General features: G+C 50.5%; 24 protein-coding genes and 1 pseudogene. 11 read left to right on the top strand and 14 right to left on the bottom strand.

What is annotated here, in order from left to right; translation table 11 throughout:
• Positions 1 to 12: 12 nt before the first annotated feature.
• Positions 13 to 657, bottom strand: coding sequence for an adenylate kinase (gene adk / locus P4S53_RS14000; protein ID WP_027252658.1), 645 nt, complete (start codon positions 655 to 657; stop codon positions 13 to 15).
• A gap of 168 nt (positions 658 to 825) precedes the next feature.
• Entirely contained in the window at positions 826 to 2,724 is a 1,899-nt protein-coding gene (htpG, locus tag P4S53_RS13995) for a molecular chaperone HtpG (RefSeq protein WP_337113118.1), read from the bottom strand.
• Between the two features lie 175 nt (positions 2,725 to 2,899).
• Here htpG and P4S53_RS13990 point away from each other — a divergent pair, with 175 nt between their 5' ends.
• Genes P4S53_RS13990 through P4S53_RS13980 form a run of 3 tightly spaced genes read left to right on the top strand, consistent with a single transcriptional unit; the run spans position 2,900 to position 4,334 of the window.
• Positions 2,900 to 3,538, top strand: coding sequence for a transcriptional regulator (locus tag P4S53_RS13990; protein ID WP_337113117.1), 639 nt, complete (start codon positions 2,900 to 2,902; stop codon positions 3,536 to 3,538).
• Positions 3,535 to 3,798, top strand: coding sequence for a hypothetical protein (locus tag P4S53_RS13985; protein WP_337113116.1), 264 nt, complete (start codon positions 3,535 to 3,537; stop codon positions 3,796 to 3,798). The genes P4S53_RS13990 and P4S53_RS13985 overlap by 4 nt, the downstream gene beginning before the upstream one ends.
• Entirely contained in the window at positions 3,783 to 4,334 is a 552-nt protein-coding gene (locus P4S53_RS13980) for a regulatory protein ToxS (RefSeq protein WP_337113115.1), read from the top strand. The genes P4S53_RS13985 and P4S53_RS13980 overlap by 16 nt, the downstream gene beginning before the upstream one ends.
• Positions 4,335 to 4,397: 63 nt before the next feature.
• Here the strand turns inward: P4S53_RS13980 and recR are convergent, their stop codons facing one another.
• The 5 genes and pseudogenes from recR to P4S53_RS13955 form a co-directional block, all read right to left on the bottom strand.
• Positions 4,398 to 5,000, bottom strand: coding sequence for a recombination mediator RecR (gene recR, locus P4S53_RS13975; protein WP_337113114.1), 603 nt, complete (start codon positions 4,998 to 5,000; stop codon positions 4,398 to 4,400).
• Between the two features lie 3 nt (positions 5,001 to 5,003).
• A complete protein-coding gene (locus tag P4S53_RS13970; RefSeq protein WP_337113113.1) occupies positions 5,004 to 5,333 on the bottom strand; it encodes a YbaB/EbfC family nucleoid-associated protein in 330 nt (109 codons plus the stop codon).
• Between the two features lie 28 nt (positions 5,334 to 5,361).
• Positions 5,362 to 7,519: pseudogene (gene dnaX, locus P4S53_RS13965) on the bottom strand (DNA polymerase III subunit gamma/tau).
• 189 nt (positions 7,520 to 7,708) lie between these two features.
• Positions 7,709 to 8,269, bottom strand: coding sequence for an adenine phosphoribosyltransferase (apt, locus tag P4S53_RS13960; RefSeq protein WP_161459678.1), 561 nt, complete (start codon positions 8,267 to 8,269; stop codon positions 7,709 to 7,711).
• Positions 8,270 to 8,407: 138 nt separating this feature from the next.
• Positions 8,408 to 8,809: a YbaN family protein gene (locus P4S53_RS13955; RefSeq protein WP_337113112.1), complete on the bottom strand. Its 402-nt coding sequence runs from the start codon at positions 8,807 to 8,809 to the stop codon at positions 8,408 to 8,410.
• A gap of 376 nt (positions 8,810 to 9,185) precedes the next feature.
• Between P4S53_RS13955 and P4S53_RS13950 the strand changes: the two genes are divergently transcribed.
• The gene (locus P4S53_RS13950; protein ID WP_337113111.1) at positions 9,186 to 9,548 is read left to right on the top strand and encodes a TraR/DksA family transcriptional regulator; all 363 of its coding nucleotides are present in this window, start codon (positions 9,186 to 9,188) and stop codon (positions 9,546 to 9,548) included.
• 45 nt (positions 9,549 to 9,593) lie between these two features.
• Here the strand turns inward: P4S53_RS13950 and P4S53_RS13945 are convergent, their stop codons facing one another.
• Positions 9,594 to 10,241 carry a YccT family protein gene (locus P4S53_RS13945; RefSeq protein WP_442958687.1) on the bottom strand — a complete coding sequence of 216 codons (648 nt, stop codon included), beginning with the start codon at positions 10,239 to 10,241 and terminating at the stop codon, positions 9,594 to 9,596.
• Between the two features lie 71 nt (positions 10,242 to 10,312).
• Positions 10,313 to 11,263 carry a porin gene (locus P4S53_RS13940; RefSeq protein ID WP_337113110.1) on the bottom strand — a complete coding sequence of 317 codons (951 nt, stop codon included), beginning with the start codon at positions 11,261 to 11,263 and terminating at the stop codon, positions 10,313 to 10,315.
• A 550-nt stretch (positions 11,264 to 11,813) separates the two neighbouring features.
• On the opposite strand from P4S53_RS13940, the gene dinG reads away from it, so the two are divergent.
• From dinG to P4S53_RS13910, 6 genes are all read left to right on the top strand, one after another.
• Entirely contained in the window at positions 11,814 to 13,904 is a 2,091-nt protein-coding gene (gene dinG / locus P4S53_RS13935) for an ATP-dependent DNA helicase DinG (protein ID WP_337113109.1), read from the top strand.
• A gap of 7 nt (positions 13,905 to 13,911) precedes the next feature.
• Positions 13,912 to 14,685, top strand: a complete 774-nt coding sequence (locus P4S53_RS13930; RefSeq protein WP_337113108.1) for a sulfite exporter TauE/SafE family protein — start codon at positions 13,912 to 13,914, stop codon at positions 14,683 to 14,685.
• A 159-nt stretch (positions 14,686 to 14,844) separates the two neighbouring features.
• The gene (locus tag P4S53_RS13925; protein WP_337114488.1) at positions 14,845 to 15,267 is read left to right on the top strand and encodes a primosomal replication protein; all 423 of its coding nucleotides are present in this window, start codon (positions 14,845 to 14,847) and stop codon (positions 15,265 to 15,267) included.
• 2 nt (positions 15,268 to 15,269) lie between these two features.
• On the top strand, positions 15,270 to 16,235 hold the full coding sequence (locus tag P4S53_RS13920; RefSeq protein WP_337113107.1) for a histone deacetylase family protein: 966 nt from the start codon (positions 15,270 to 15,272) through the stop codon (positions 16,233 to 16,235).
• Complete coding sequence (gene rsmS, locus P4S53_RS13915) at positions 16,235 to 16,444, top strand: pleiotropic regulatory protein RsmS (RefSeq protein ID WP_337113106.1); 210 nt, start codon at positions 16,235 to 16,237, stop codon at positions 16,442 to 16,444. The genes P4S53_RS13920 and rsmS overlap by 1 nt, the downstream gene beginning before the upstream one ends.
• A 201-nt stretch (positions 16,445 to 16,645) precedes the next feature.
• Complete coding sequence (locus P4S53_RS13910) at positions 16,646 to 18,010, top strand: hypothetical protein (RefSeq protein WP_337113105.1); 1,365 nt, start codon at positions 16,646 to 16,648, stop codon at positions 18,008 to 18,010.
• Positions 18,011 to 18,068: 58 nt separating this feature from the next.
• Here P4S53_RS13910 and P4S53_RS13905 read toward each other — a convergent pair whose 3' ends face one another.
• Entirely contained in the window at positions 18,069 to 18,320 is a 252-nt protein-coding gene (locus P4S53_RS13905) for a GlsB/YeaQ/YmgE family stress response membrane protein (protein WP_337113104.1), read from the bottom strand.
• A 194-nt stretch (positions 18,321 to 18,514) separates the two neighbouring features.
• Between P4S53_RS13905 and P4S53_RS13900 the strand changes: the two genes are divergently transcribed.
• Positions 18,515 to 19,748, top strand: a protein-coding gene (locus P4S53_RS13900) for an IS3 family transposase (RefSeq protein ID WP_337113103.1) whose coding sequence is annotated in 2 segments (ribosomal slippage) — positions 18,515 to 18,861 and positions 18,860 to 19,748 — 1,236 coding nt in all. Because the reading frame shifts where the segments join, the coding sequence is not laid out codon by codon here.
• 81 nt (positions 19,749 to 19,829) lie between these two features.
• Here the strand turns inward: P4S53_RS13900 and P4S53_RS13895 are convergent.
• The 4 genes from P4S53_RS13895 to P4S53_RS13880 all read right to left on the bottom strand — a co-directional run bounded on the left by P4S53_RS13895 (position 19,830) and on the right by P4S53_RS13880 (position 25,105).
• Positions 19,830 to 21,998 carry a carbohydrate-binding protein gene (locus tag P4S53_RS13895; RefSeq protein ID WP_337112329.1) on the bottom strand — a complete coding sequence of 723 codons (2,169 nt, stop codon included), beginning with the start codon at positions 21,996 to 21,998 and terminating at the stop codon, positions 19,830 to 19,832.
• Between the two features lie 136 nt (positions 21,999 to 22,134).
• Entirely contained in the window at positions 22,135 to 23,745 is a 1,611-nt protein-coding gene (locus P4S53_RS13890) for a glycoside hydrolase family 3 N-terminal domain-containing protein (RefSeq protein ID WP_337112330.1), read from the bottom strand.
• 36 nt (positions 23,746 to 23,781) lie between these two features.
• On the bottom strand, positions 23,782 to 24,759 hold the full coding sequence (locus tag P4S53_RS13885) for an ABC transporter permease (protein WP_337112331.1): 978 nt from the start codon (positions 24,757 to 24,759) through the stop codon (positions 23,782 to 23,784).
• 16 nt (positions 24,760 to 24,775) lie between these two features.
• Complete coding sequence (locus tag P4S53_RS13880) at positions 24,776 to 25,105, bottom strand: ATP-binding cassette domain-containing protein (RefSeq protein ID WP_337113102.1); 330 nt, start codon at positions 25,103 to 25,105, stop codon at positions 24,776 to 24,778.
• Positions 25,106 to 25,129 lie beyond the last annotated feature (24 nt).

Here is a 25,129-nt window from a genome sequence, read left to right as displayed (position 1 = left end):
ACCAATATTCGATTAAGCTAAAGCTTTTGCCAGCTCTGCACTGACATCAGCCACTGGCTGTGTACCATCAATTTTGATGTATGTGGTGTTGCCAGCATCGGCTTCTTTGCTGTAATAGCTGATCAGCGGAGCCGTTTGATTATGGTATACACCCAGACGTGCACGAACTGTTTCTTCTTTGTCATCTTCACGGATAACCAGTTCTTCGCCAGTGACGTCATCTTTACCTTCCACTTTCGGCGGATTGTAAACGGCATGATAAGTACGGCCTGACGCCAAATGTACACGGCGACCCGCCATACGTTCGACAATGACGCTGTCTGGAACGTCAAATTCAATGACGTAATCCACTGCCACGCCAACTTCTTTCAGACCATCAGCCTGAGGGATAGTGCGTGGGAAACCGTCCAGCAGGAAGCCTTTTGCACAGTCGTCTTCAGCAATACGCTCTTTGACCAGACCCAGAATAATATCGTCAGACACCAGCTGACCTGCATCAATCACGGCTTTCGCTTGTTTACCCAGCTCAGTACCCGCTTTGATTGCTGCACGCAGCATGTCACCGGTTGAAATCTGAGGAATACCAAATTTCTCCATGATGAATTGTGCCTGTGTGCCTTTACCTGCACCTGGAGCGCCCAGAAGAATGATGCGCATCTTGATCCCCTTTTCTAGTCATTAGCCGGAGTTTTTGGAAAGTCAGAAAAATACACTGATTAGACCATACTCGCAAGTCCGCGTCCCAGGAAGCGAAACGATTACATTCTTTATCAGCATACTCTTTGAAGCAAAACGGGCGCAGATTGCCTCTGCGCCCGTGATTGATTAAGGCTGCGCCAACAGCTTGTTGACTGCCGCCAGGAACTGGGATGGATCTTCCATCGAACCCCGTTCAGCAAGCATCGCCTGCCCCAGTAACATCTCAACCCAACGGCCAAACGCGTCTTCGTCCGCTTCATCGGCCATACGGTTCACGACCGGGTGTTTCGGATTCAGCTCAAAAATGTACTTCACTTCCGGCGCTTCGTGACCGGCAGCAGCCAGCAGTTTCGCCATTTGTGTTCCCATTTCGTTTTCATCCGTCACCACCACAGCCGGTGTATCCTGCAGCTTGAACGTTGCCCGGACATCTTGCACCCGATCGCCCAAATAGGCTTTGGTGCGCTCGATCACCGAAGCAAATTCTTCTTTGGTCTGCTGCTGTGCTTCTTTCTCTTCTTCGTTTTCAAACTTAGAAAGATCCAGACCTGCCTTGGTAATTGACTGGAATGGCTTACCGTCAAATTCCGGCAGATGACCCATCAGCCATTCATCAATGCGGTCGTGCATCAGCACCACTTCCAGACCTTTGGCACGGAACTGCTCCAGGTGCGGGCTGTTTTTCGCCGCCTTGAAGCTGTCTGCAGTAATGTAGTAAATCTTTTCCTGACCTTCTTTCATCCGGCTGACGTAATCTGCCAGAGAAACGGTTTGTTCAGACGTATCGTTATGGGTTGAACTGAAACGCAGCAATCCGGCAATTTTCTCGCGGTTGGCGAAATCTTCCGCCACACCTTCTTTCAGCACTTGACCGAATTCTTGCCAAAACGATGCATACTCATCTTTCTTCGCCAGTTTTTCCAGCATGGACAAGGCACGCTTGGTACAGGCTTTACGCAGCGCCTGAGTCACCTTGTTGTCCTGCAGAATTTCACGGGACACATTTAACGGCAGATCATTCGAGTCAATCAGACCGCGCATAAAGCGCAGGTACATCGGCATGAACTGCTCGGCATCGTCCATGATAAACACACGCTGAACATAGAGTTTCAGGCCGTGTTTGCTGTCGCGGTTATACAGGTCAAACGGCGCTTTAGACGGGATATACAGCAGACTGGTGTAGTCTTGCTGGCCTTCCACGCGGTTATGGCTCCAGCTCAGCGGTTCAGCAAAGTCATGGGAGACGTGTTTATAGAATTCTTTGTATTCATCATCTGAAATATCAGATTTACTGCGGGTCCATAACGCCTGTGCTTTATTGACCTGCTCCCACTTCTTACCGGTTTCCTTGCCTTCCTCATCGTGTTCAGCCGTTTCCATCAGCACAGGAATGCCAATGTGGTCGGAATATTTACTGATGATATTGCGCAGACGGTACTCGCTGAGAAATTCTTTTTCTTCTTCACGCAGATGAAGAATGATCTCAGTGCCACGGCCCGTTTTCTCGATATCCTCAACCGTATAGTCGCCTTCACCGGTTGAGTGCCAGCTGACCGCCTGCTCGACGGGCGCACCGGCGGCACGGGTATTGACTGTCACTGCATCGGCAACAATAAATGAAGAATAGAAGCCGACGCCAAACTGGCCAATCAGCTGAGAATCTTTGCTCTGATCTTCACTCAGCTTGGAGAAAAAGTCTTTGGTACCGGACTTGGCAATCGTCCCCAGGTGTTCAATCACCTCATCGCGGGTCATCCCGATACCATTGTCACTGATAGTGACAGTGCCCGCATTTTCATCAAACGACAAACGCACTGCCAGCTCGCCATCGTTCTCATAAAGCTCAGGAGCGGAAAGGGCACGGAACCTCAGTTTGTCAGCCGCATCGGAAGCATTGGAAATCAGCTCCCGTAAAAATATCTCTTTATTTGAGTACAATGAGTGGATCATTAAGTGAAGCAATTGCTTTACTTCAGATTGAAAGCCACGTGTTTCTTTGTTTTTTTGCAGGGTTTGCTCGCTCATTTGAACTCCGTAATCCAGGTTTACCTCATTACTGATACCTAGATATGGTCAGTTCACCTTAAATCAAGCCTTAGCGTGAAAAAATCTAAGATTGCTCTAAAGTCAGCATCTTAGCTATTCAATAAACAGTCGGGCGTCTATGATAAACGAGTCACAGGTCACCAAAAGGCTGGTCATGGATCATACCCATTGTAAATTTCTGATTGGCAACAGATTTACTTTCTCTCCCCAACACAACAGCCTGGTTGACAATCTTCAGCCGGAAGAAACCGTTTATTTAGGTATCAATGAAAGCCGGGCATTACATTTGCTGCTGGATGAACCGGGAACCATCATTTCCCGTCAGCGTATGCATGATTTTATCTGGCGCGAGCAAGGATTTGAGGTGGATGACTCCAGCCTGACCCAATCGATTTCTACCTTGCGAAAATACCTGCAGGACTCGACCCGCTCACCGGCCTTTATCAAGACAATTCCCAAACGCGGTTATCAGATGATAGCCAGTGTCGATCGTATTGACGCGGCCACTGAACCCACAATTGAGACGCCCACTGGTGAACAGACTGACAACAACGATGACTTCCTTGATTCACCTGCTCCATTTTCTGTCTCTGAAAACCTGGCTGAGGACACCTCAGACACAGCACCGACAGAGCCAGAGTCACAGGTGACGCACGCCCCGGTCATACGCCAGCTCTTCCAGTCCAGGGACATGATCAGCGCCCTGGCAACCTTCATCCTGTGTATCCTATTGCCGTTCTGGGCATATCTCGCCCCCCACCCTCATCCAGTGCCTTCTATAAAGCCTTTATGATCAATGATATCCCCGTACTGATCCCCAGTGAGGTTGAAGTTGGGCAAGAATGGCGCCCCCTGATCAGGCAATGTGTCTCCGCCCATATGCTGAGCGGCGACAAGCCGTCAGCGGCACCGGCCAAAATCATTGTCACAGGCGGGGCACATAACCAGCTGTGGATGAATCTGATTTATTCGCCGGCTGATTACCGGAACAATATGACACTGACAATCGTGACACTTGACAGAGAGAGGGATGTGCCATGTTCAGTACACTAACCCAGCCGGGCAGAATACACAGATATTACCTGTATTTGATCCTCTCTTTTGCAAGCCTGGTGACCCTGGGCAGCCTTTATTATTTCTTTAGCAGTGACCATAAGATTTCCCGTTTTCTGGCTGCGCATCACTGGCAGTCTTACACAGTCACAGATGTGGCTTCAACGGAAGTGCCCGGACTCGAAATTCTTAAAAAGGTTGTAGAAACCAGCCATATTGTTTATATGCCCAATCAGGCATATTCCCGGGTCACCCGGGTGACTCTGATGAATGAGGATCAAGGCCGGCTTCACCTGACGATCACTGAATACGGCCGATGGGAAGTCAGTGGTGGTTATTTGCAGGTTCGGCCAACCCACTTTAATGAGCTGAAAACAGGTGATGAAAGTGCCTTCAGTGACCAGCAGATTGCCGCGATCAACCAGTATTTTCAGCTCAATGCGGAGCAAAGTAACCGGATTGATATCATGAGTGAAAAAGCCGTGCTGTTAACCGGACTGAATACCCGATCTCAGGTACTGAATGCTAATCTTTAACGAAAAAAAACCGACGGTGATCGTCGGTTATTCATCACAGGTCAAGAATAGGGTAAAGCAGCTTTAATACAGTTTCTGCCGGCCTGCCAGAGAATGCGACAGCGTTGTCCCATCCACCAGCTCAAGCTCACCGCCAACCGGTACACCATGTGCAATCCGGGTCGCCGGTACCTGATAAGCCTGACAGAGCTCAGCAATGAAATGCGCAGTCGCCTCCCCTTCAACCGTCGGGTTGGTGGCCAGGATCAGCTCGGCAATTTGTTCATTCTGCAAGCGGTATTCCAGCACATCTAACCCGATATCGCTCGGGCCGATGCCATCTAAGGGCGACAAGTGTCCCATCAGCACAAAATACCGGCCTGAAAACTGGCCTGTCGCTTCAACGGCCATAATATCTGCCGGACTTTCCACCACACAAATCTGGCCATTTTCCAGACGACGGGGATTGTCGCAGATCGCACACACGTCCTCTTCAGTGAAGGTGCGGCAATCGCGGCAATGACCGATTTCAGTCATGGCTTTCCCCAGCATATCAGCCAACTGCAACCCACCCTGACGGTTGCGTTGCAGCAGGCTGAAAGCCATACGCTGCGCTGATTTTGGCCCAACACCAGGCAGGCAGCGCAGCGCGTCCATCAACTGCTCAAGTAACGGACTGGTACGCATTGATTAGAATGGCATCTTGAAGCCGGCAGGCAAGTTCATGCCGCCGGTCACACTGGCCATTTTTTCTTTCTGCGCTTCTTCAATACGACGTGCCGCATCGTTAAAAGCAGCCGCAATCAGATCCTCCAGCATTTCTTTATCGTCTTCCATCAAGCTGTCATCCAGCTCAACACGACGAACGCTGTGACTGCCGGTCAGGGTCACTTTGACCATGCCGGCACCCGCTTCACCTGTTACTTCCATGCTGGCGATTTCTTCCTGCATTTGCTGCATACGCTCTTGCATCTGCTGCGCCTGCTTCATCATGTTCGCCATACCACCTTTACCAAACATATCTTCTCTCTCTATCGGTCTGGTTAATTTATAAGGGTCTTACGCTCTCTTCATCAAGTACAGCACTGAATCGCTGACAAATGAAAGTCACGTGAGGATCCTGCTGCAGACTTGTCTTCGCCTGATCCAGTTTCTGTTGATAAATGTATTCCCGCCATTCGAGGGGGGTACGCCCATTATCACCAGGCTTGATGTGTAATTCTATCTCTTGTCCCAGTATCTCAGCCAGTGCTGTACTTAGCTGAGCCCTGGCTTTTTGTGTATCCAGATGCTGCTGAGACGGACGCAGAAACAGCGTCAGGTCACGACCCTGCTGCTCCATCGCAGAATTTAATGCTAGCTGTTGTACCAAACGATCCGTATTTAACCGGGTCACCAGCTCTGACCAACTATCCTGCTTTGCCGCTTCACTGACAAGCTGTTCCGCCATTTCAGGTGTTTTTTCGTGCTCCAGCGCTTGCTTGAGCTCAGTGGGTGCCATCACTACTGGTGACTGAATATCAGGCTCAGGCTCGCTCGTCGGCTGCCACTGATAATCCTCGGCTTTGACCGGTTCAACCGACTGCTGCTGAGCGACCGGCGACACGTGATTTGCGCCTGCTGGCTGAGAACGGCGACCAGCATGCTGGTTCGAGATCCGTTCCAGCACACTGGAAGCAGGTTTCTTCACCGACGCCGGTTCAGTCTTTTTTGGCTCGGCAGCTTCCTGGCCTCGCCGGCTCTGGCTGCGCAAGCGATTTCTTGCCGCCAGCAGCCCGGACGCCGGTGATGCCGCCTGTGTCATTGCCGCGGACTGCGGCGGGTTGTGCTCAGCCGGCTGCGCTTGCATCACAGACTGAGATGCCGTTTGCGGCTCAGGGGCATGTTCAGGCGCCATTGCTCGCTCGTGAACTGTTGCTCGCTCGGGAGCGACAGCAGGCTGCGAAGGTGAGTCGCCTTCAGATACAGGCCTTACCGCTTCTGACTGCATTACTGGTCGAACCGGTGACATGTCCTGAGGGGCCGTTCTTGTCTGAGATACAGCTCTTGTCTGAGGCGCAGCCGGACGACCCGCAGGGGGATGCCGGTACCGGAACCGCCTGAGGAGTGAATGCCCCCGCCGCGACAGGACGAAATGCCAGCATTCGCAACAGCACCATTTCCAGCCCTGTACGGCCATCCGGTGCCAAAGGTAAATCCTGGCGTCCCTGTAAGGCGATCTGGTAGTGCAGCTGTACATCCTGCGGCGACATCGATTTGGCCAGCAAGGCTATTCTGTCGGCATCAAGCGCGGACTGATCCAGCGCTGCGGGTAGCACCTGGTACATCGCCACACGATGAAGCTGCGCGGCTAATTCACTCAGCAGGCTATCCCACGCCACACCAACAGCGGCCAGCTCTGCCAGGCAGGCCATGGCTGGCTCGACCTGGCCCTGAGCCATCGCCTCCAGCAGATACAGCGCCTGCTCTGTATTGAGCGTACCGAGCATAGCCGCCACTGTGTCTGACTGTACCTGGCCGTTACCCAGCGCAATCGCCTGATCGGTGAGGCTGAGTGCATCACGCATGCTGCCTTCTGCAGCACGTGCCAGCAAACTCAGCGCTTTACTGTCGAAGGTGACCCCTTCTTCGGTCAGGACATGGCTCAGCTGTTGTTGGATCTGGCTATTATCCAGATGCTTGAGATGAAACTGCAGGCAACGGGACAGAATCGTCGCAGGCAGTTTTTGAGGATCTGTGGTCGCCAGAATAAATTTGACGTGCTCTGGCGGCTCTTCCAGCGTTTTCAGCAACGCATTAAAGCTGTGGCGGGACAGCATATGTACTTCATCGATCAAATAGATCTTGAAGCGCCCTCGCGCCGGTTTGTACTGTACGTTATCCAGCAGTTCCCGGGTGTCTTCGACCTTTGTTCTGGAGGCGGCATCAATTTCCAGCAGATCAACAAAACGTCCCTGCTCAATTTCCAGACAAGTATGGCACTGACCACAGGGGGATGCAGTGATGCCCTGCTCACAGTTAAGTCCCTTGGCAAACAGGCGGGCAATGGTTGTTTTACCCACGCCACGGGTGCCACTGAACAGGTAAGCATGATGAAGTCGGTTATGTGTCAGCGCATTGGTCAGGGCTGTCAGGACATGGGATTGGCCGACCACATCATCAAAACGATGCGGCCGCCATTTCCGAGCCAGAACCTGGTAACTCATGGTGATAAATCCTACAGAATCCGATCAATCAGTGACGGTGATCCGCCAGACTGAATCCAGTCGACCATGCTAGCACAGGGAGTGAAAAGGCGCGAGAGAACTCAAGGGGATGTTTCGCTTTCCAGGTTGTTACTGACAACATTTTAACCTGAAATTCCACATCCCCAAGATTTAAGCAGAACGGGTCAATCAATGACCGTCAAAGTCGCAGATACTGAAGACATTGAGGCCAAGATTACGCAAACGCTGCTGACCACCAATCTCAGGCAGATTAATGACAAAAGCCGCATCTTCCACAATGCCGCCCAAACGGCGAACCAGTTTCGTGGTCGCTTCAATGGTGCCGCCGGTTGCCAGCAGATCATCAACCAGTAAGACTTTATCGCCTTCAACAATGGCATCTACGTGGATTTCCAGCGTGTCCTGGCCATATTCGAGCTCATAACTTTCGCTGATCACATTGCGCGGCAATTTACCCGGCTTGCGTACCGGCACAAAACCGACACCCAGCGCCAGCGCCAGCGGGGCGCCAAACAGAAAGCCCCGAGCCTCGGTCCCTACAACCTTTGTTATCCCTTTGTCACTGAACTGCTGATGCAAAATTTGCATTGTTGCACCGTACGCGGCCGGGTCTTCCATCAGGCTGGTGACATCGCGAAACAGTATGCCTGGCTTAGGATAATCCGGAATCGTTTTGATGCTGTTTTTGATCAAACTGAAATCGTCTTGGACAAGGGTGTCTTGGCTCATAGTCTTTTCCACCGGCTGCATAATTACAGCAGTCTGTTTAAGGATTTGACGCCTGTGATCAGGCAGTTTAGGCGCAAATAGTAGTGATTTTTACCGGAAGGGGCAACTTTCACGCTGAAATGTAAGAGCTCACAGGGGTTAACGGCTTTCTTCGCGTCCGGAACATTGCGTTTCCCTGACAGGTAAACGGTTAAACCAAATCAGCAGAACGACAGCAATTACAAACAGTAAAACTTTGACCCAGGAGACAGGCACGATGAAGATAGATAAAGCGAAACTGAGGGTGATGGTCAGATTGGCACGCCGTTTGACCGCCCGGCTGATGGCATGATGCTGATGCCAGTTCTCCAGTACGGGTCCCAGTTTAGGGTGGCTGTGTAACCAGGCGTGTATTTTGGGCGAGCCACGCATGAAACAGGCGCTGGCCAACAATAAAAAGACAGTGGTCGGTAAAAGAGGAAGGAAAATGCCCAACACGCCTAAGATTACGAAACACCAGCCGGAAACCAGCAACAGGGTTCGCCAGATCAGTTGTTTCACATTCCCTCTCTTTTATTTTCAGCCTGTTTCAGGCTTTCCGCTGCTGGCGGATTAATTGCTCAGAATACCCAGCCAGGTCAGGCTTGCAGGTAATGTCGGCAGCAGCATAGCAATCAGAAAACCGATAAAGTAATTCAAATTATACGGTTCTTTGAAATCATGTTCCATTGTATCTTCCTTTTCCTAAGTTTAACGTACTGAAAAATAGAAAAAAGTGGCAAAGTGACCACATAAAAACAGCAAGGAACTATAAAGCATTCTATTGATAACAAAAACCGACAAAAAGAAGGGTTATTCTGCTGTTGCTTTGACTTAAGTCAGTATTGGCGTGGCGTTTAGGCATACACTGTGACTCAGTTTACCTAGGAGTCTCTCTATGAATAGTGATTACCTGCAACAGCAGTCCACTCGACTGGAGCAAGAATATGAGGCACTTTCAGTGGAACTCTATTCAGCGCTGAATGCGATTCGTGCTGACAGCACTGAAAACAACCCGCCCGAAAAAACCATCAACGAATTGCTGACGCTGGCAACTCATAGCGCCGAACCGGCACTAAGAAAAAAAGCACGGCGCCTGGAAGCCATTGATGCCGCCTTATGTGCAATACGGTTGGATTTATACGGCATTTGCACCGACTGCGAAGAGCCGATTGATACAGCCGCTCTTGAGCAGGACCCCGCACAGCCCCGCTGCCATCAGTGCCAGTCACACAGTAAATACCACCATCAGCGCTCTTAAACTGCCGCTCACCTGATCGTGGTATTGTCCCTCATCGTCTCGCCTTTATGGCTGGTTAGCCATCCATGCCTTGAAGGCGGCTTTCTCTTCAGGTTTCGCTTTGCTGTACCACAACTTCAGCTGCGCCAGCGAATCACCGGTAATTTCCACTTTGCCGTCTTGCCCGACAGCCACAGCCGCTTGCTGTAGATCAACAGCATAACCCTGCTCAAAGGTGATCCCGTGCTGACGGTTATATTCAGCAACCAACTTTTCCATATCACTGAAGGCCGCGACGCCATCACCCTGCAATTCCACAAAAGGTAAAGTCCGTTTGCTGCCATCGGCCAGCACCAGGGTCCACTCCGGGCCACGCTGGAAATAAGCCTGTGCCTGACTCAGAGCAACCAGAGCAGGCAGCTCAATACGGGCGTCCTGTGCCGGCATCGTTAACTCAAACAAGTAAGGCCGGGTGGTATAAATGGTGTTCTTGCTGCCGTTTTTCAGTTCAGCATCATAACGCAACACCACCTGGTGCTTACCCGAAGGCAGTTCCACCTCTGTCGCACGTGACCACAGCGATGTACTCACTTCTTTGCCGTCTACCACCAACAGCTCAATGCCATTGCTTACCGACAGGGTTGCTGCCTGCACATGCGTCGCCAGCAGCGATGCAAATAAAAGAATTTTTTCATAGCCAATCAGTCTTGTTATGTTACTTACCAAAACAAAAAGCCGCCCAAACGGCGGCTTTTGCAATATCTGTGTACTGGTAGAAACCGTTCTTAGAACAGTACTTCCATACCTGCTACGTAGCCCAGATCCAGGTCATATTTGTCTGAATCAGCCCAACCCAGCTCAGCATACACCTTCACGTTGCTGTGCAGTTGGTGAGTCACGTTTGCGTAAACGTTGTTATAATCGTTTTCCAAACCACCAGCTTTTGGATCGCTTTCCAGGTCAGCAAATACATAGCCCAGAGCGAAAGTATTCTTGCCCATAGTGTATGAACCAGCTACTTCAACAAGGTCAGTATCAGCATTGTTCTCTTCAACATTACCGTAAGACGCAGCCAGAGCGAATGCATTGAAGATATATTCAGCTTCAATGTTGTAACCGTCAACTTCGTTACCAACGGTACCTACATCATCAGAGGTGTAGTAGTAACCACGAACGTCCAGACCGCCAAAACGAGCACCCAGACGCGCATCAGTGATACCACCGTTGTCGTTCGCGTTAATGTCGTGAGAAGCACCGAAGTAGAACTGACCGTTGTCGTAAACGTACTTGATTACTTCGCTGCCCTGAGTTTTACCCAGATCCAGCTGCTCCAGACCCATTTCGTAGTCTTTGCCGATACCTGCATCATCAGAGATCAGGTACTGACGACCGAAAGTCAGAGTACCAAAGCTATTGCCCTGGAAACCAGCGTACAGTTCGTCATTGAAGAAATCAGAAGAGCTGCCGTCTGCATTAGTGTTAGACAGGTCAAGACTCAGGCCTGCAACCACGTTCAGGTTGTTGTTCACTGGGATAGTGGTGTTCAGCGTGATGTCACCATCATCCAGACGGATAGTTGGATCAGAATCTGTAGTATCAGCAACAATGCCTTGGAACAGCTGAACTTCAGCAGAACCAGACAAGTCGACGATAACACCGTCTTGGTCCAACAGGTTTACAGAAGCGTTTGCAGAGCCTGCAGCCAGTACAGATAGTGCAATTAGCGTTTTTTTCATGATATCCACTGCCTTTTCTTTTGAATGGAATTCCTATTTCCAGAATCCCTATTGTTTTTTTATATCCCTTCCCGGCAGCCTGTGTTCGGTTCAGAAAAACCTGACCACGCAAAACCATGCCGGGATGGCGTAACTTGCGGAACTCATCCTGACAGAGAAATTATTACCATGTCAAATTCTCACTGTGTAACAACAAATTTTTCATACACTCTTTAATTTCAAATACTTAACAAAATTAATTAGCAGAAATTTAACAAAGAAACACTTATCACAGGGAATTTAATGGTTACTTAATAGCGTCAAATAAAAGAATTTATAGCCATAAAAGAATTTATAAGCCCATAAAAGCAGAGTATTACACTGTGTTTTCCGCAAAATTAAGACCATTGAATTAATCAAGTAGTTATCAGCACACCATTCAACTGGGGTTCAATCTTATTTCGTGAGGAGAATCCCATTTCAAGTTAAAAATTCGCGAGGATCAGCGAGAGGCTCCACGACCAGAGCTTCGTGTTATAATGGCGGCCCCAATCCAGATTAAGTTTCAATCATGCTTCACAACCAGATAAAAAGTGATATTAAACAGTGCTATACCAACTTGAGTGCACAACTTGAGCATTTTATACCCCGTCGTGCGCAAAACTATCTGGTTGCTGAAATCGCGAAAACGCTATCGGGTGAATACCATGAGAAGCAGCGTATGCTGGTTGCTGAGGCGGGTACAGGCATCGGCAAGTCCCTGTCGTATCTGATGGGGTGTATCCCGTTTGCACTGTTCAATAACAAAAAAGTACTGATCGCGACGGCAACCGTTGCCTTACAAGAGCAGCTGGTTCATAAGGATTTACCGCTTTTCAGGCAAATTTTTCCGAAAGAATTTAGTTTTATCCTGGCGAAGGGTCGTCAGCGTTACTGTTGCAGTCATCGCCTTGAAGCCAGCTGTGTCGGCCAGGACGACAGTCAGTTAGCGCTCTGGCAGGAGAAGCCGAAAAAGTCTGACCTCAGTTTGCTGAAACGCATGCTTGCCGCCTGGCAACAGGGAAAGTGGGATGGCGACAGAGACAGCTGGCCCACGGTGGTGCCGGATCGTGTCTGGCAGCAAATCGTATCAGATAAGCACAGCTGCAATTCCGGCATGGCCAAACACCGAAGCTGCCCTTTTGCAAAAGCCAGAGAGCACATGGATAAAGCCGATGTGATTATTGCCAACCATGCGCTGCTGATGGCCGATCTGGAATTAGGCGGCGGCATTATATTGTCAGAGCCTGAACACACCATTTATGCCATTGACGAAGCGCACCACCTGCCGCAAGTGGCAAGGGACTTTTCCGCTGCGTCCGCCAGCCTGAAAGGCGCCAGTAACTGGCTGGAGAAGCTCAATCAGTCGGTCAGTAAGCTGGCCGATCTGGCTGATGCCCAAAAGGCAGGTCGTTTTCAGAACACGCTGCAGGAGTCCATCCAGCACTTAGTGCCGACGTTACGCCAGCTGGCCGGTCAGGTCGACCCGGCGGTGTTCAGCAAAGACGGCAGTTACCGTTTTCCGCACGGTGAATTGCCGGCCTGGCTGACAGAGGAGGCGCAGGGATGCCGGGATGCCAGCAAAAAAGCCAGGCAATCTCTGGCAAAAATGCATGACATGATCACTGAGCGCCTGAAAGATGACGAAATACCGGCGCGCAGTGCAGAACCGGCACTGGCAGAATCAGGCCACTATCTGCAGCGGCTTGAAAATCTGGAGAAAGTCTGGTCGCTCATGGCGCAGCCCATCAAAGATCAGGGCGCCCCGTTAGCGCGCTGGCTGGAAAAAAATCCGGAACAGGACGGGGATTTTATTGTTCAGGTGTCACCGCTGGAAATCGGCTATCGTCTCGATCAGCTTTTGTGGAGCCGGGCAGCAGGTTCCATTTTAGTGTCAGCGACACTCAGGGCTCTGAATCAATTCAGCTATTTCTGCCGCCAGGCCGGGATCAGCGAAACGGAAGGGACACGTTTTCTTGCCCTCGCCTCGCCGTTTGATTACCAGAATAACGGCCGGTTGGTGATCCCGCAGATGAAATGTGAACCGCAGGCAGAGCAGTTTACTGACTTACTGATAGAAACCTTGCCTGAGTATTTTGAAGGCGAGACCGCCAGCCTGGTGCTGTTTTCTTCCTACTGGCAAATGAACAAGGTCGCGGAAGCCTTAAAGCCACTTTGTCAAAAAAACAGCTGGGAACTGCTGGTACAGGGAGAAGAGTCACGTACAATCCTCCTGGATAAACACAAGAGCAATTGTGAACAAGGAAAAGCCAGCATTCTGTTCGGGACCGGCAGCTTTTCGGAAGGTCTCGACTTACCCGGGCATCTTCTGAGAAACCTGGTGATCACAAAAATACCGTTTGGTGTTCCGACCTCGCCGGTTGAAGAAGCGCATGCAGAATACATTGAGAGTCGGGGTGGTAATCCCTTTTTACAGATTGCCGTACCGGAAGCCAGTAAGAAGCTGATCCAGTCTGCAGGCCGATTGCTGCGCAAAGAGCAGGATTTTGGTAGAGTTGTGCTGCTCGACAGACGGATCATCACACGGCGCTACGGCAAAGCACTGCTCGATTCCTTGCCGCCATTTAAGCGCGTAATTGAACACACCATCAAAGAAAAATGAATAATTAATGATTGAAATGATAGATCCGGGCATGTGGCTCATTCTCGGTCTGGTAGCCCTGGCTGCCGGATTTATTGATGCGGTCGCCGGCGGCGGCGGCATGCTGACCGTCCCGGCCTTGTTGTCGTTAGGATTGCCACCGCACATCGCATTGGGGACCAATAAACTGGCGGCGACGTTTGCCTCCTCCACCGCTGCGCTGACCTACTATAAAAAGCAGTTGTTTTCCCCGGCATTCTGGAAAGCCTCATTTGTGGCCACCCTGATCGGCGCCGTGACAGGGACCCTGGTCGTGAACATCATCAGCACGGCCTGGCTGGAGAAAGTACTCCCGCTGATCATTCTTGCGGCGGCGATTTATACGATCTGGCATCCGCACCCCAAAGCTGACAGTCACAAGCTGCCTGAACCCAACGCCAGTCTGAAACGTAAACAGTGGCTGCAAGGCACAGGACTGGGCTTTTATGACGGTTTAGCCGGTCCGGGAACCGGCGCGTTCTGGACGGTGTCGAGCATGGCGCTCTACAGGCTGGACATTTTGCTGGCATCAGGCCTGGCTAAAGCCATGAACTTCACCAGCAACCTGACCTCACTGATAACCTTTGCCATACTGGGTCATATCAATGTGGCCCTCGGGCTGACCATGGGCGTCTGCCTGATGCTCGGCGCCTATATTGGCGCGCACTCTGCCATTCGCTTTGGCAGTCAGTTCATTCGCCCGGTGTTTGTGACCGTGGTGGTTATTCTGGCCATCCGGCTGGCCTGGCAAGCCTGGTTATAAGCGGATAAACAGTAAGAGGAAAACTGCGATGACGAACGATCTCCATCGCCTTTCTGATCTGGTCGAAAAGCTGCTCTCTCCTGCCGAAGCACTGGATCATCAGCGCAGAGAAAGCAGCAAACCCCTTTTGACAAACAATTATTTCACGGCCAGTCACGCCTGCTGGTTCCCTGTATTCGCGAGATTCAGCAAGAGATTGCGGCACTGAAAAGCGAGCAGGCATCAGGCCGGTTACACGCAACCAGAGCCAGTTATGTCTGCGAAAAAATTCTGGCTCAGATCCAGGCGGTACAGCGGGAAATGGCCACCAAGCAGATTCGTGAGTCCGAGCCGAAATACCAGGTCAAACAGCGTAAAAGCCTGCACGAGCTGTACGATGAACTGGCACAGCATCAGGACTGGGAAAGGCGGCTTGCCGCGATGGTGAAGGACAAGGCGTTTACGCTGGAACAAACAACGCAAGCCAGTTCACGCCAGCCTTTGCAGCAGCAACTGCTCGCGCTGGAAGGCCGGCTTGCCCGCTGCCAGCAGGCAATGGCCCGCCTTGAAAAGTCGATCCTCCAGCTGGAACGTAAAGGATAATGATGCTGCCACTCGTCTATCACCCTGTGTATTCTCAACTGGTGCTGCCCGCAAAGCACAGATACCCGATCACCAAATATCAGCGCTTATTCCTGCATCTCACGCAGGAAAAACAGATTGAAACCTGGGCTGATGTGGCTTTTTTCCAGCCGGACGCTGTCACGCCCGATGCCCTGAAAACCCTGCATCAGGCCGAGTATATTGACAGCCTGATCAACAATAGTCTGCCTGCAGCTAAAATGCGCCGGATTGGTTTCCCCTGGAGTCCGCAGCTGATAGAACGCACCCTGACATCGGCAGGCGGCACCCGAATGACCGTGGATTTGGCCTGTCAGTACGGCATCAGTCTGCATTTAAGCGGCGGTTATCACCATGCGCACTATGATTTCGGCAGCGGTTTCTGTCTGGTCAATGATCTGGCGTTTGCGGCCCGCCATGCCCTGACGCTGCCTGAAATTGATAAGGTGATGATCATTGACTGCGATGTCCACCAGGGTGATGGCACCGCCACCTTGCTGGCCAATGACGACAACATCATTACCTTTTCTGTCCACTGCGACAAAAACTTTCCGGCGCGCAAGCCTGACTCTGACATTGATTTAGCCTTACCGCGCGACACCGGCACCGATGACTATTTATCGGCCTTTAAGGCTGTGCTGACACTGGCGCTGGCGCAACACCGGCCTGATCTGGTGATCTATGATGCGGGGGTAGATATCCACCAGCACGACGCACTCGGCTATTTTAACGTCACCACTGAGGGTATTTTTCAGCGGGATCATTTTGTCATCAGCCAGTGCCACGATAACAACATCCCGCTTGCCGCCGTGGTAGGAGGCGGATACCGTGACGATCACCAGCAATTGGTTCATATCCATGCCCAGCTCTTCTGGGCAGCGCTGGCCGTCCATCAACCCGATAACCAATTCACCGCGCCAGCGAACACTGCCGACTTTCAGGATGCATGATGACCAAAAAACAACAGACACAGTCAACCGGACAACACACAGCGAAACATTCACTCACCGACGCCCCGAAGGAAGTTCAGCTGGCAGTGGATTTGATCTATCTGCTGGAAACCAACAAGGTTGACCCCGAACTGGCACTGGCCGCGCTGGAAATAGTGAAAACCGATCTGCAGGCGAAATTGCAGCGAAAAAACGATGAGCAGGCTTAATTCGTCAAAATAATGACGAACCATTCAATTAAACCCGTCATTTAATGGTCCCGATTTTTATTTATCCTAAAACGTAATATATCAATTCAGATTCATTCTGTTCTTCTCTAAAATACCCGTTCAGATTGATAAAAATAATGAATCAGCCAGTCTCAGGCACGGATACCTGATGATGGTTTGCTTTTCCAGGGATAACAAAGAATGACCAAACGATGCAACCTGTCTATTGTTAATGGACTGAAACTCACCAGTATTGCCAGCCTGCTGCTATTAACCGGCTGCGCCTCAGATTCTGCCTCCGTGGCCAGCCCTAAAGCAGAAACCAATGCCAGCGCCACCAGCCTTGCGCCATTAAAAGACATACAAGCAAAAATCAAAGCCGCCGAACAAACTTTTGCGCAAAGCCAGGCGCTCACCTGGTTTGCAACTGACAGTATGGATGAGGCCAGACAAGCACTGGATGATGCCCTGGAATACTTCAGTGAATATGATTTGGATTCAAGCAAAGCGAACGACAGTATCGGGATCTTCTCATCGACAACCTACCTGCAGGCAACTCAGGAAGCCTTAACCCAGTTCAATCAGCATATTGAAACCGCCAATCACACACGTACTGAAGCCATGAAAATACTGAACGAAGCGTTCAGTAACCGCAGCGAGCTAAACAGCATCAATGCTGCGGCTTATTTCCCTCAGGCCATGGCACAGGCAGAGAAAGCGCTGAAAAAGCTCGTTGATGACATCGCTGATAATAACAATGACAGCGCCATTAGCGGTCAGGCGGATTTATTACGAAAACAACGCGCTTTAGAAGTTGATACAGTGACAACTATTTATCTGGCTGAGAGTCAGAAAGAACTCAAGCGCCTGCAGACCGAACAAGCCGGACAGCATGCCCCGGAAACGCTGAGACATGCCGAGACGACACTCAAAGCAACAGAAGCTTTTATTAGCGCTGAGCCTCGCGCGAAAGGCGTTATTCAGGAAAAAGCGGACGCGACAGCCTTTGCACTGGCGCACGCCAGACATATCGCGCATGTTGTTAAACAGCTCAAAGCCATGAAAACCAGTGATTACGAGCGCCACATTCTGAGCTATGAAAACATTCTGCTGGCGATCAGTCAGGAGCTGGGGACGGAAGATCTGCGTAATCAATCCATTCCGGAACAGGGCAAAACACTGGTGGTCGCTGTTCGTAAAACCCTGAATGAGCAAGGCGATGAAGCCAGCCTCTTTGTGCAAACCAAAAACCAGTTGGCAGAGCAAACCCAGCGCGGTGATGAACTGGCTGTCTCACTGGTGGCAGCAAAACAGCAAATTGCAGCGCTTCAAAGCCAGCATGCTGTAGAAAAGAACCTGCTGATACAGCAGATTGCCCAATTATCTGCCAATAGCCTGCCGGCAGAAAAAACGGCCCAGACACCACAATCTCCGGCCGCTGCTATTGCGCCCATTCAGCCGGTAAAACACGCTGAAGCCGCGCCAAATGTGCAGAGTGACACCCGCGCTGAGCCGTCCGCTGAACTTGCTTCGCCAGCAGCGCAACAAGAACAGCCCGCCGCTTAACCCAAACGGGATACGGATAAGCCGCTCTGCAGCGGCTTATCCGCAACAAGGTGAGCAGCTAAGAACGAATGAACTTGTTATAAACAAGCAAGACTATAAATGCCCCCAGGGTTGCGGTAATCAGGCTGCCAATATTCACCCCGGTCACCGGACCCAGGCCAATTAAGCTACCCACCCAGCCTCCGACAAAAGCACCGACAATCCCCAGAGCCATAGTCACAATCCAGCCGCCGCCGTCATTACCCGGCATCAGCCATTTGGCCAGTGCACCTGCAATCAGGCCCAGAATAATCCAGGAAAAAATACCCATTTTTCACTCCTCTCGTCGGAATTGACCACGTTCAAAAGAAGCTTAGTTGAGTTTGCAAAAGATGATGTATTGGAATTAATGCAGATTGCGAAACGATCCTTTGGCCGAATAAAAGCCCGGCATTTTCTTACCGGGCTTTTTCGTTAGACACTCTGTCCCGTCCTGAGATAAGTTGACACATTGGAGACTTATCAATGAACTCATCAAGCAAATCAAAGATAAAACGAACACAGCGTGATTACACATTAGGCTTTAAACTCGCTGTTGTTGCTCAGGTTGAAAAAGGCGAGATGACCTACAAACAAGCCCAAGCACACTTTGGCATTCAGGGACGAAGCACTGTTCTTGTATGGCTAAGAAAGCATGGTAAGTTAGATTGGTCGAAGCCAGTTGAACACTTCCCTACTATGCCTAAATCAAAAGAATCGCCAGCACAGAAGATTAAGCGCCTAGAAAAAGCCCTTGCCGACGCTGAATTAAAGAACATGATTTACAGCGATATGGTGGAAATCCTTAAAAAAGAACACGGAATAGACTTGGAAAAAAGTACTTAGCCGAGCGCTCTGGCTTGCCAAAGAGCAAGGAAAAGTAAAGCTCGCAACTGCATGTAGGCAGTTCAATTTATCCCGGCAAGCTGTGCATCAATGGAAGCAGCGCCTCGAAGTGCGTGCTGAGGAACTCTTGCCTGTAAAAGAGATGGTAAGGTACTGGCGGCAACTTATGCCTCGGGTTGGTACTCGTAAGCTATACCAGTTGATTAAGCCCCAGCTAGAGAAACAAGGAATAAAGTTGGGACGAGATGGGTTATTCAAGTACTTAAAAAACGAGAACCTGCTGGTCAAGCCAAGGAAGAACTACACCAAGACGACGAACAGCAAACATTGGCTCAGGAAGCACCCAAACCTTTTGAAAGATAAAGTTGTTCATCATGTAGAGCAAGTGGTTGTGAGCGATATTACCTATGTCAAAACAGATGAAGGGACACACTATCTCTCACTAGTTACAGACGCTTACTCCCGGAAAATATTAGGCTATGAATTGAGTAACGAAATGAAGGCTAGCGACGTGGTAAAAGCGCTGGATATGACCATAACCAACCGCCAAACAGATGCAGCAACAATTCACCACTCAGATCGAGGGTTACAATACTGCTCATCAGAGTACCAGGAAAAGTTAAGCGCCAATAGCATGATACCTTCAATGACTGATGGTTATGACTGTTATCAGAATGCGCTGGCTGAGCGGGTTAATGGCATACTAAAGAGTGAGTTCCTACTCTACCAGTGCAATACCCTAAAAGAGCTTATGGTGTTAGTGAAAGAGTCGATATCGACATATAACGACTTGAGACCGCATACGAGCTTGGGGATGAGAACCCCGAGTGAAGTGCATGAAAAAGCCAGTAGGGAATACCTACTGGCTACATAAAAAGCGTCAACCTATTTTAGGACTAGACACTCAAGGAATACGTTTATTCGTCATCAATGACTGATCAGTTACAAGGGCCGATCAATGTCCAGGGACCCCCTGATCCGGCTGATTATTATTCGTCCACCATTTGGCTTCGTAAATATTACCGTTATAAAGCGCCTGATCACCTGCGGTATAAATCTGACCATTGACCCAAGGTGCGGGGCAAGATGAACCCGGTTCAAAGCTTACAACCAGAGTCTGATTGGCTGTCACAGCGGTGAAGGTGTAACTGCTGCTCACAGGCTGAGCGACACCATTAACAACCACTGAACTGACGGTGTAACCACTGTCTGGTACAAAGTTGACCGTAAAGTCATCGCCACCTTTTGCAGACAGGACACCGGATGCATCAGGTGCTGGTGAAATCGTACCCCCACTACCACTGACACTGGCACTAATCTCAAAGTAAACCGGAATATCAATGGTCGTCTCTGTATAACTACCGGTAAAACCTGCAAAATTACTGGCAGACAGCGTCGTCACATCCGTATTATTCAATACCAGACGCTTCTGATTTCCCTGAGCAAAGGGATCCAGTAAGGTGATGACTGTGTTTGCGCCCTCCTGAGTCAGCTTCACAGCACTGAACGGAATCGCTTCATTGCTTGGCGTAGTAATGACGGTTTTTGCCACATCAAAACTATTTACGACCAGCTCAACATTCCAGCCCCAGGTCACACTATTGATTGGCACAATATAACCCAGACGATCATAGCCACCTGTTACATTGACAAACATATCCGGCGTGAGGTCAGCCAGGGTCAGTCCCACCAGCTCATAAGAGGCATAAATACCACCATCTTCAGCCTGTGGACCAATAATCACTGAGGTTGCAGTCTCGAAAGCTTTCAAATGTTTGAAGCCGATACCGGCACTACCTTCAATCTTATCAACTGCGGGATCAAACCCGGTAACCACTTGCTTGCCTGAGTTCCAGGCCAGCGTATAGACATCCGACTTCACAATCACCTGCTCGGTATTGGCCTGCACGTCTGCAGCAGTCACACCATTCAGGACCACAGTCTGGCCGGAGAACTGTAACTCTGTGCCACCAGCAACGGAAGAAACCACCAGGCCAGCCAATGGATCCGCAGCTTGCCAGCCGCGCAGCACAATAATGTCATCACCAACGGTAAAATCGTTCACTGTCGTGACCGCACCCGTTTGCTCATTCAGCAGAATCTGATCTTTACCGCCACCGGTAATCACAGTGTCATTACCTTCACCAGCAGTCAGCACTTCGTCGTAAGGTGAACCCTCGATGACATCGTTCCCCGGGGTATCAAAAATGGTATTGAAGCCGCCGAACTTATGGACATATTTGGTAATACACGTCCCCAGCTCGTCACAGGTAATCTGATCATTAGTCAGCAATGCGGCAGTCCCCCAGGCGCCACGTAAGTGGGCAGCGGCCAAAATACCGGACATTGTTGCCTGAACCTGAATCGGATTACCGTCGTCGTCTGTACCCGGCCAGCTTTTTGCCAGCGCCTGTCCCCAGGTCATGTTCGCGTCATCAAGTAACTTGCTGATCACTTTGACGTTAAAGTGCATTGCATCGCGCATCACCAGTTCTTGCTTTTCAGGCAGACGCAAATCGGCTAAAGAGTTCACACCATTTTTACCGACAAATGTGCCTTCCCAGCGGTTATTATCTGTCACATAAACCTGATTACCCCCTGAACCCTCGATTTCTGCTAAGGCTTCGGTTTTACAGCCAATCCAGGTTGAATCAGGAACAAACATATAAAAACTGTCGTAATCAGTCCCATCAATGTTTACCACATTCGGGCTGTAATAACCGGCATCAATCAGAACGGCCTCACCCAGCTGATAACCTATAAAGCCCCACGCATTCATAGAGTTATACTGCATCTGCCGGAACATTTCCGGATCATTCGGTGTGTTCGGGTTATAAATATTATCAATACCCAGTTTGGTAAAGAACTGGCTGATAGTCGTTGGCTCAGAGAGCATAGTGCCTGTTGAACAGTCACGAACCAGACGACCGGGTTCTGTCACTTGCGCATAGGTATACACAGGATTATCCAGGTTCTGGGCATAAAAATCAGCCAGAGCAGGATTAATACCCGATTCAAAATCACGCAATGAGTCCAAGAACCCCTGAATACCGCTTGCTTGTGCCTGTCCACTTAATGCTGAGGCCACCAGCAAAGTGACGAGCCCGTATTTTGTCTTTAACATAATTTCCCTTTCTTTTCTTTCCTATTGAGGGGAACCCTCTCCCAAATCTCCCAACCGCAAAATACTGGGAGGCCGCCCCGCTGGCGCACGCCAGCAGGAAATTTAATCTGTGTCTATTCGATCAGAATGTGAGCGGTCAGCTCATCCGGTTCACAGCGCAGCCATGTCCGGCCGCATGCTCACCAGCCAGTACCCTGGCTGCAGCAGCAGCACTTTCAGGCCGGGAGGAGTGAGCACAGAGGTAGTGAGAGACTGTGGGATAACGCAGCAAGTCATAGGGGCTGCGCAACGCCACAACGATCAGATGACTGAAGTCCTGGCTGAGTTGCTGAACCAGTTGCTGAGCCTGCACCTGGTCAAAGTCTTCACCGGGTAGCGGATGGTTTTCAGTGACCACTACCAAGTAACCGTCGCTACAGCTTTCGGGCAGCTGATCGGCACTGACTTCCTGCCACACCGCTTCTGTCTGACGCAGGGTTTGGATAAATGCCTCATAAGCGGGTTGAGACTGATTCGGGCCAATCCCTCTGGGATTCATCAGGTTATGATAACTGGACTCCGGCGTAGCATTGATCACATAGAGTTTCTGACCTTGGGTCTCTAAGCCGCCGCGCACCCAGGTCACTGCCGACTCTGCCGCCTGCCTGGCCACTATCTGGCCGGCTGGCATAGAGACTTTGTGAAACAACGGCATGGGCTGCAGCTTATCCAGCTTAAAGTGCACCACTTTTTGTAATGCCTCATCAATGACTTGCTCAGACAGTTCGCCAGATTTCACGGCATCAATCACACCGTGAATCATCGCCAGTTGCTTGTCCAGATACGCCTCTGAGTGATCATAGTGCTCTTCAGAGAGCATGATCATGGTAATCCCGGCCTGCATGGCCCGGACAGCGGCTTCAACCGGCGTATAATGATGCTGGATGGCGCCCATGTTCATGCTGTCGGAAATAATAATGCCGTCAAATCCCATATCCTTGCGTAACACCTGCTGCAAGATCACTGATGACAGTGTCGCCGGGTAAGTGTCATCAAGCTGCGGATAAAGAATGTGGCTGGTCATCACCAGATCCACGCCAGCATTGATCGCCGCCTGAAACGGTGCCAGATCATTGGCTTTCAGCTCGTCGTACGATTTATTGACGCGGGGGATATCCCTGTGCGTGTCTCCCTGCGTGTCACCATGACCGGGAAAATGCTTGGCGCAGGCGGTAATGTCGCCTTGGTGTAATCCGCGAACCGCAGCGGCAGAATGGGCGCTGACTTTCTTCGGCTGATCGCCAAACGAACGGGTATCGATAATGGGCGATTCCGGATTAAAGTTCACATCACAGCAAGGGCCGAGGATGCAGTTAAAGCCGGCATATCGCATTTCATCACCGATCACTTTATACATGCGTTCCGTCCCCGTCACGGCGTCCGGCACCCCCAGCGCCAGATTGCCCGGCCCGGTCGTCGACTCTCCCACCAGGACGCCCCAGGCACCTTCCTGATCCACGCCCAGCAATAAAGGCAAGCGATGGTGATGCTTGACGATGACATCCAGCGACTGATTCAGCTGATGTGCTTCGGTGAACGTTTCCGCGTTGTCCTGGCTTAAGTAACAGCCGCCCAGGTTATACTCTGCCACCATCTGACGCGTCGCCTCGGCAGATTTGCCGGGAAATGCCAGAATAAACAGCTGACCCACTTTCTCCTTGAGTGTCCAGCCGGCAATCAGCTCTGCCACTTGTATTTCTGAAGCCATGATTCTCTCCCATCATCCTTAATCAAAGTAAAAACGTTATTTCTTACGTAACTGGCGAATCTGGCCCATGGTGAAAGTCACCGCCACAATCACAATGATGCCGCGCAGGATCAGCTGCTGATCGACATTCAGCCCCATCAGAATCAAGCCGTTGTTCACCATACCCATGATGAGCGCCCCAATCACCGAGCCGATCACGGTTCCTTTACCGCCAAACAAGTTGGTGCCACCGATAATTACCGCGGCAATCACCAGCATCAGGTCGTTTTCACCTAAGGTGTAACGGGCGCTGTAAAGGCGGCCTGAGTACAAAATACCGGCCAGCGCAGCAAGAAAACCGTTCAGCATCAGTACATACAGCTTGATACGGTTAACATTGATCCCTGAATACATGGCAGAAACTTTATTGCCCCCCGTCGCCAGCACATGTTTCCCAAAGGTGGTATTGCGCAGCACAAAGGCACCAATGACGGTGACGATAATGGTCCAGATAAACAGGATGGAAAACGGGCCAATGTCGCCGGAGCCAAAGATGAAGGTATAGGTATCATTATCAATCGGAATCGACTGCAACGACGTCGACCATCGGGCAATACCGGTAATAATGCCAGTTGTCCCTAAGGTGACCAGAAACGATGGAATCCCCACCTGAGTGACAAAAACCCCGTTCACAAAACCTATCATGGTGCCCACCATCAGCGCGGCAGACATAGCAAGCAAAATGCTGTCGGTTTCCTGCAGTGTCAGGGCCGACACGATGGCGGCTAAAGCCACAGTGGCACCAAAAGACAGGTCAATCTCCGCCGCACTCAGCACAAAGGTCATGCCGACCGCCATGATGGCGATGGTTGCGGTCTGGCGGGCAATGTTCATCAGGTTGACTGAAGTCAGAAACCCTTTGTCATGCAGCATCACCGAAAAGAAGATGAAGATGCCGATAAAGACAAAATAAATAATGTAATCGCGCCAGTTAATGCGGCTTGTCCGTGGCGGCTGAAGTGTTTTCTCGTTCATTCGCAATTCCTTATCCTTACTGCACTGCTGCCAGCAATGCTTCTTCCGTCATACGCTGGCCACTGAAATGGCGAACGATACGCCCCTTGTTGACCACATAAATTACATCGCAGAAACTGCCCACTTCGGCATATTCACTGGACACAAAAATCACGCCATTCCCCTGAGCGACATACTGATTCACAATTTTCATGATTTCGTATTTCGCATTGATATCAATGCCGAATGTCGGATCATCAAGCAGCAGGACTTTCGCGTCTGTGGACAGACATTTGCCAATCACCACTTTCTGCTGGTTGCCGCCGGACAAAAAGCGTACCGGCTGAGACACACCTGTGGTCTTCACCCCCAGTTTTTAATGGTGTCTTCC

Source organism: Photobacterium sp. Hal280, assembly GCF_037162255.1.
Taxonomy (GTDB): domain Bacteria; phylum Pseudomonadota; class Gammaproteobacteria; order Enterobacterales; family Vibrionaceae; genus Photobacterium.
The sequence above is the reverse complement of the archived record's forward strand: the minus strand, read 5'-3'. Positions and strand labels throughout refer to the sequence as shown.

What these genes read in the sequence shown, in the direction of transcription:
- dinG (WP_337113109.1), top strand. Translation starts at nt 11,814, where the DNA reads ATGCTTCACAACCAGATAAAAAGTGATATTAAACAGTGCTATACCAAC.
- rsmS (WP_337113106.1), top strand. Translation starts at nt 16,235, where the DNA reads ATGACCAAAAAACAACAGACACAGTCAACCGGACAACACACAGCGAAA.
- P4S53_RS13980 (WP_337113115.1), top strand. Translation starts at nt 3,783, where the DNA reads ATGTTCAGTACACTAACCCAGCCGGGCAGAATACACAGATATTACCTG.
- P4S53_RS13930 (WP_337113108.1), top strand. Translation starts at nt 13,912, where the DNA reads ATGATTGAAATGATAGATCCGGGCATGTGGCTCATTCTCGGTCTGGTA.
- P4S53_RS13940 (WP_337113110.1), bottom strand. Translation starts at nt 11,263, where the DNA reads ATGAAAAAAACGCTAATTGCACTATCTGTACTGGCTGCAGGCTCTGCA.
- P4S53_RS13890 (WP_337112330.1), bottom strand. Translation starts at nt 23,745, where the DNA reads ATGGCTTCAGAAATACAAGTGGCAGAGCTGATTGCCGGCTGGACACTC.
- P4S53_RS13970 (WP_337113113.1), bottom strand. Translation starts at nt 5,333, where the DNA reads ATGTTTGGTAAAGGTGGTATGGCGAACATGATGAAGCAGGCGCAGCAG.
- apt (WP_161459678.1), bottom strand. Translation starts at nt 8,269, where the DNA reads ATGAGCCAAGACACCCTTGTCCAAGACGATTTCAGTTTGATCAAAAAC.
- adk (WP_027252658.1), bottom strand. Translation starts at nt 657, where the DNA reads ATGCGCATCATTCTTCTGGGCGCTCCAGGTGCAGGTAAAGGCACACAG.
- P4S53_RS13895 (WP_337112329.1), bottom strand. Translation starts at nt 21,998, where the DNA reads ATGTTAAAGACAAAATACGGGCTCGTCACTTTGCTGGTGGCCTCAGCA.
- P4S53_RS13920 (WP_337113107.1), top strand. Translation starts at nt 15,270, where the DNA reads ATGCTGCCACTCGTCTATCACCCTGTGTATTCTCAACTGGTGCTGCCC.
- P4S53_RS13985 (WP_337113116.1), top strand. Translation starts at nt 3,535, where the DNA reads ATGATCAATGATATCCCCGTACTGATCCCCAGTGAGGTTGAAGTTGGG.
- P4S53_RS13910 (WP_337113105.1), top strand. Translation starts at nt 16,646, where the DNA reads ATGACCAAACGATGCAACCTGTCTATTGTTAATGGACTGAAACTCACC.
- P4S53_RS13905 (WP_337113104.1), bottom strand. Translation starts at nt 18,320, where the DNA reads ATGGGTATTTTTTCCTGGATTATTCTGGGCCTGATTGCAGGTGCACTG.
- recR (WP_337113114.1), bottom strand. Translation starts at nt 5,000, where the DNA reads ATGCGTACCAGTCCGTTACTTGAGCAGTTGATGGACGCGCTGCGCTGC.
- P4S53_RS13885 (WP_337112331.1), bottom strand. Translation starts at nt 24,759, where the DNA reads ATGAACGAGAAAACACTTCAGCCGCCACGGACAAGCCGCATTAACTGG.
- P4S53_RS13950 (WP_337113111.1), top strand. Translation starts at nt 9,186, where the DNA reads ATGAATAGTGATTACCTGCAACAGCAGTCCACTCGACTGGAGCAAGAA.
- htpG (WP_337113118.1), bottom strand. Translation starts at nt 2,724, where the DNA reads ATGAGCGAGCAAACCCTGCAAAAAAACAAAGAAACACGTGGCTTTCAA.
- P4S53_RS13990 (WP_337113117.1), top strand. Translation starts at nt 2,900, where the DNA reads ATGGATCATACCCATTGTAAATTTCTGATTGGCAACAGATTTACTTTC.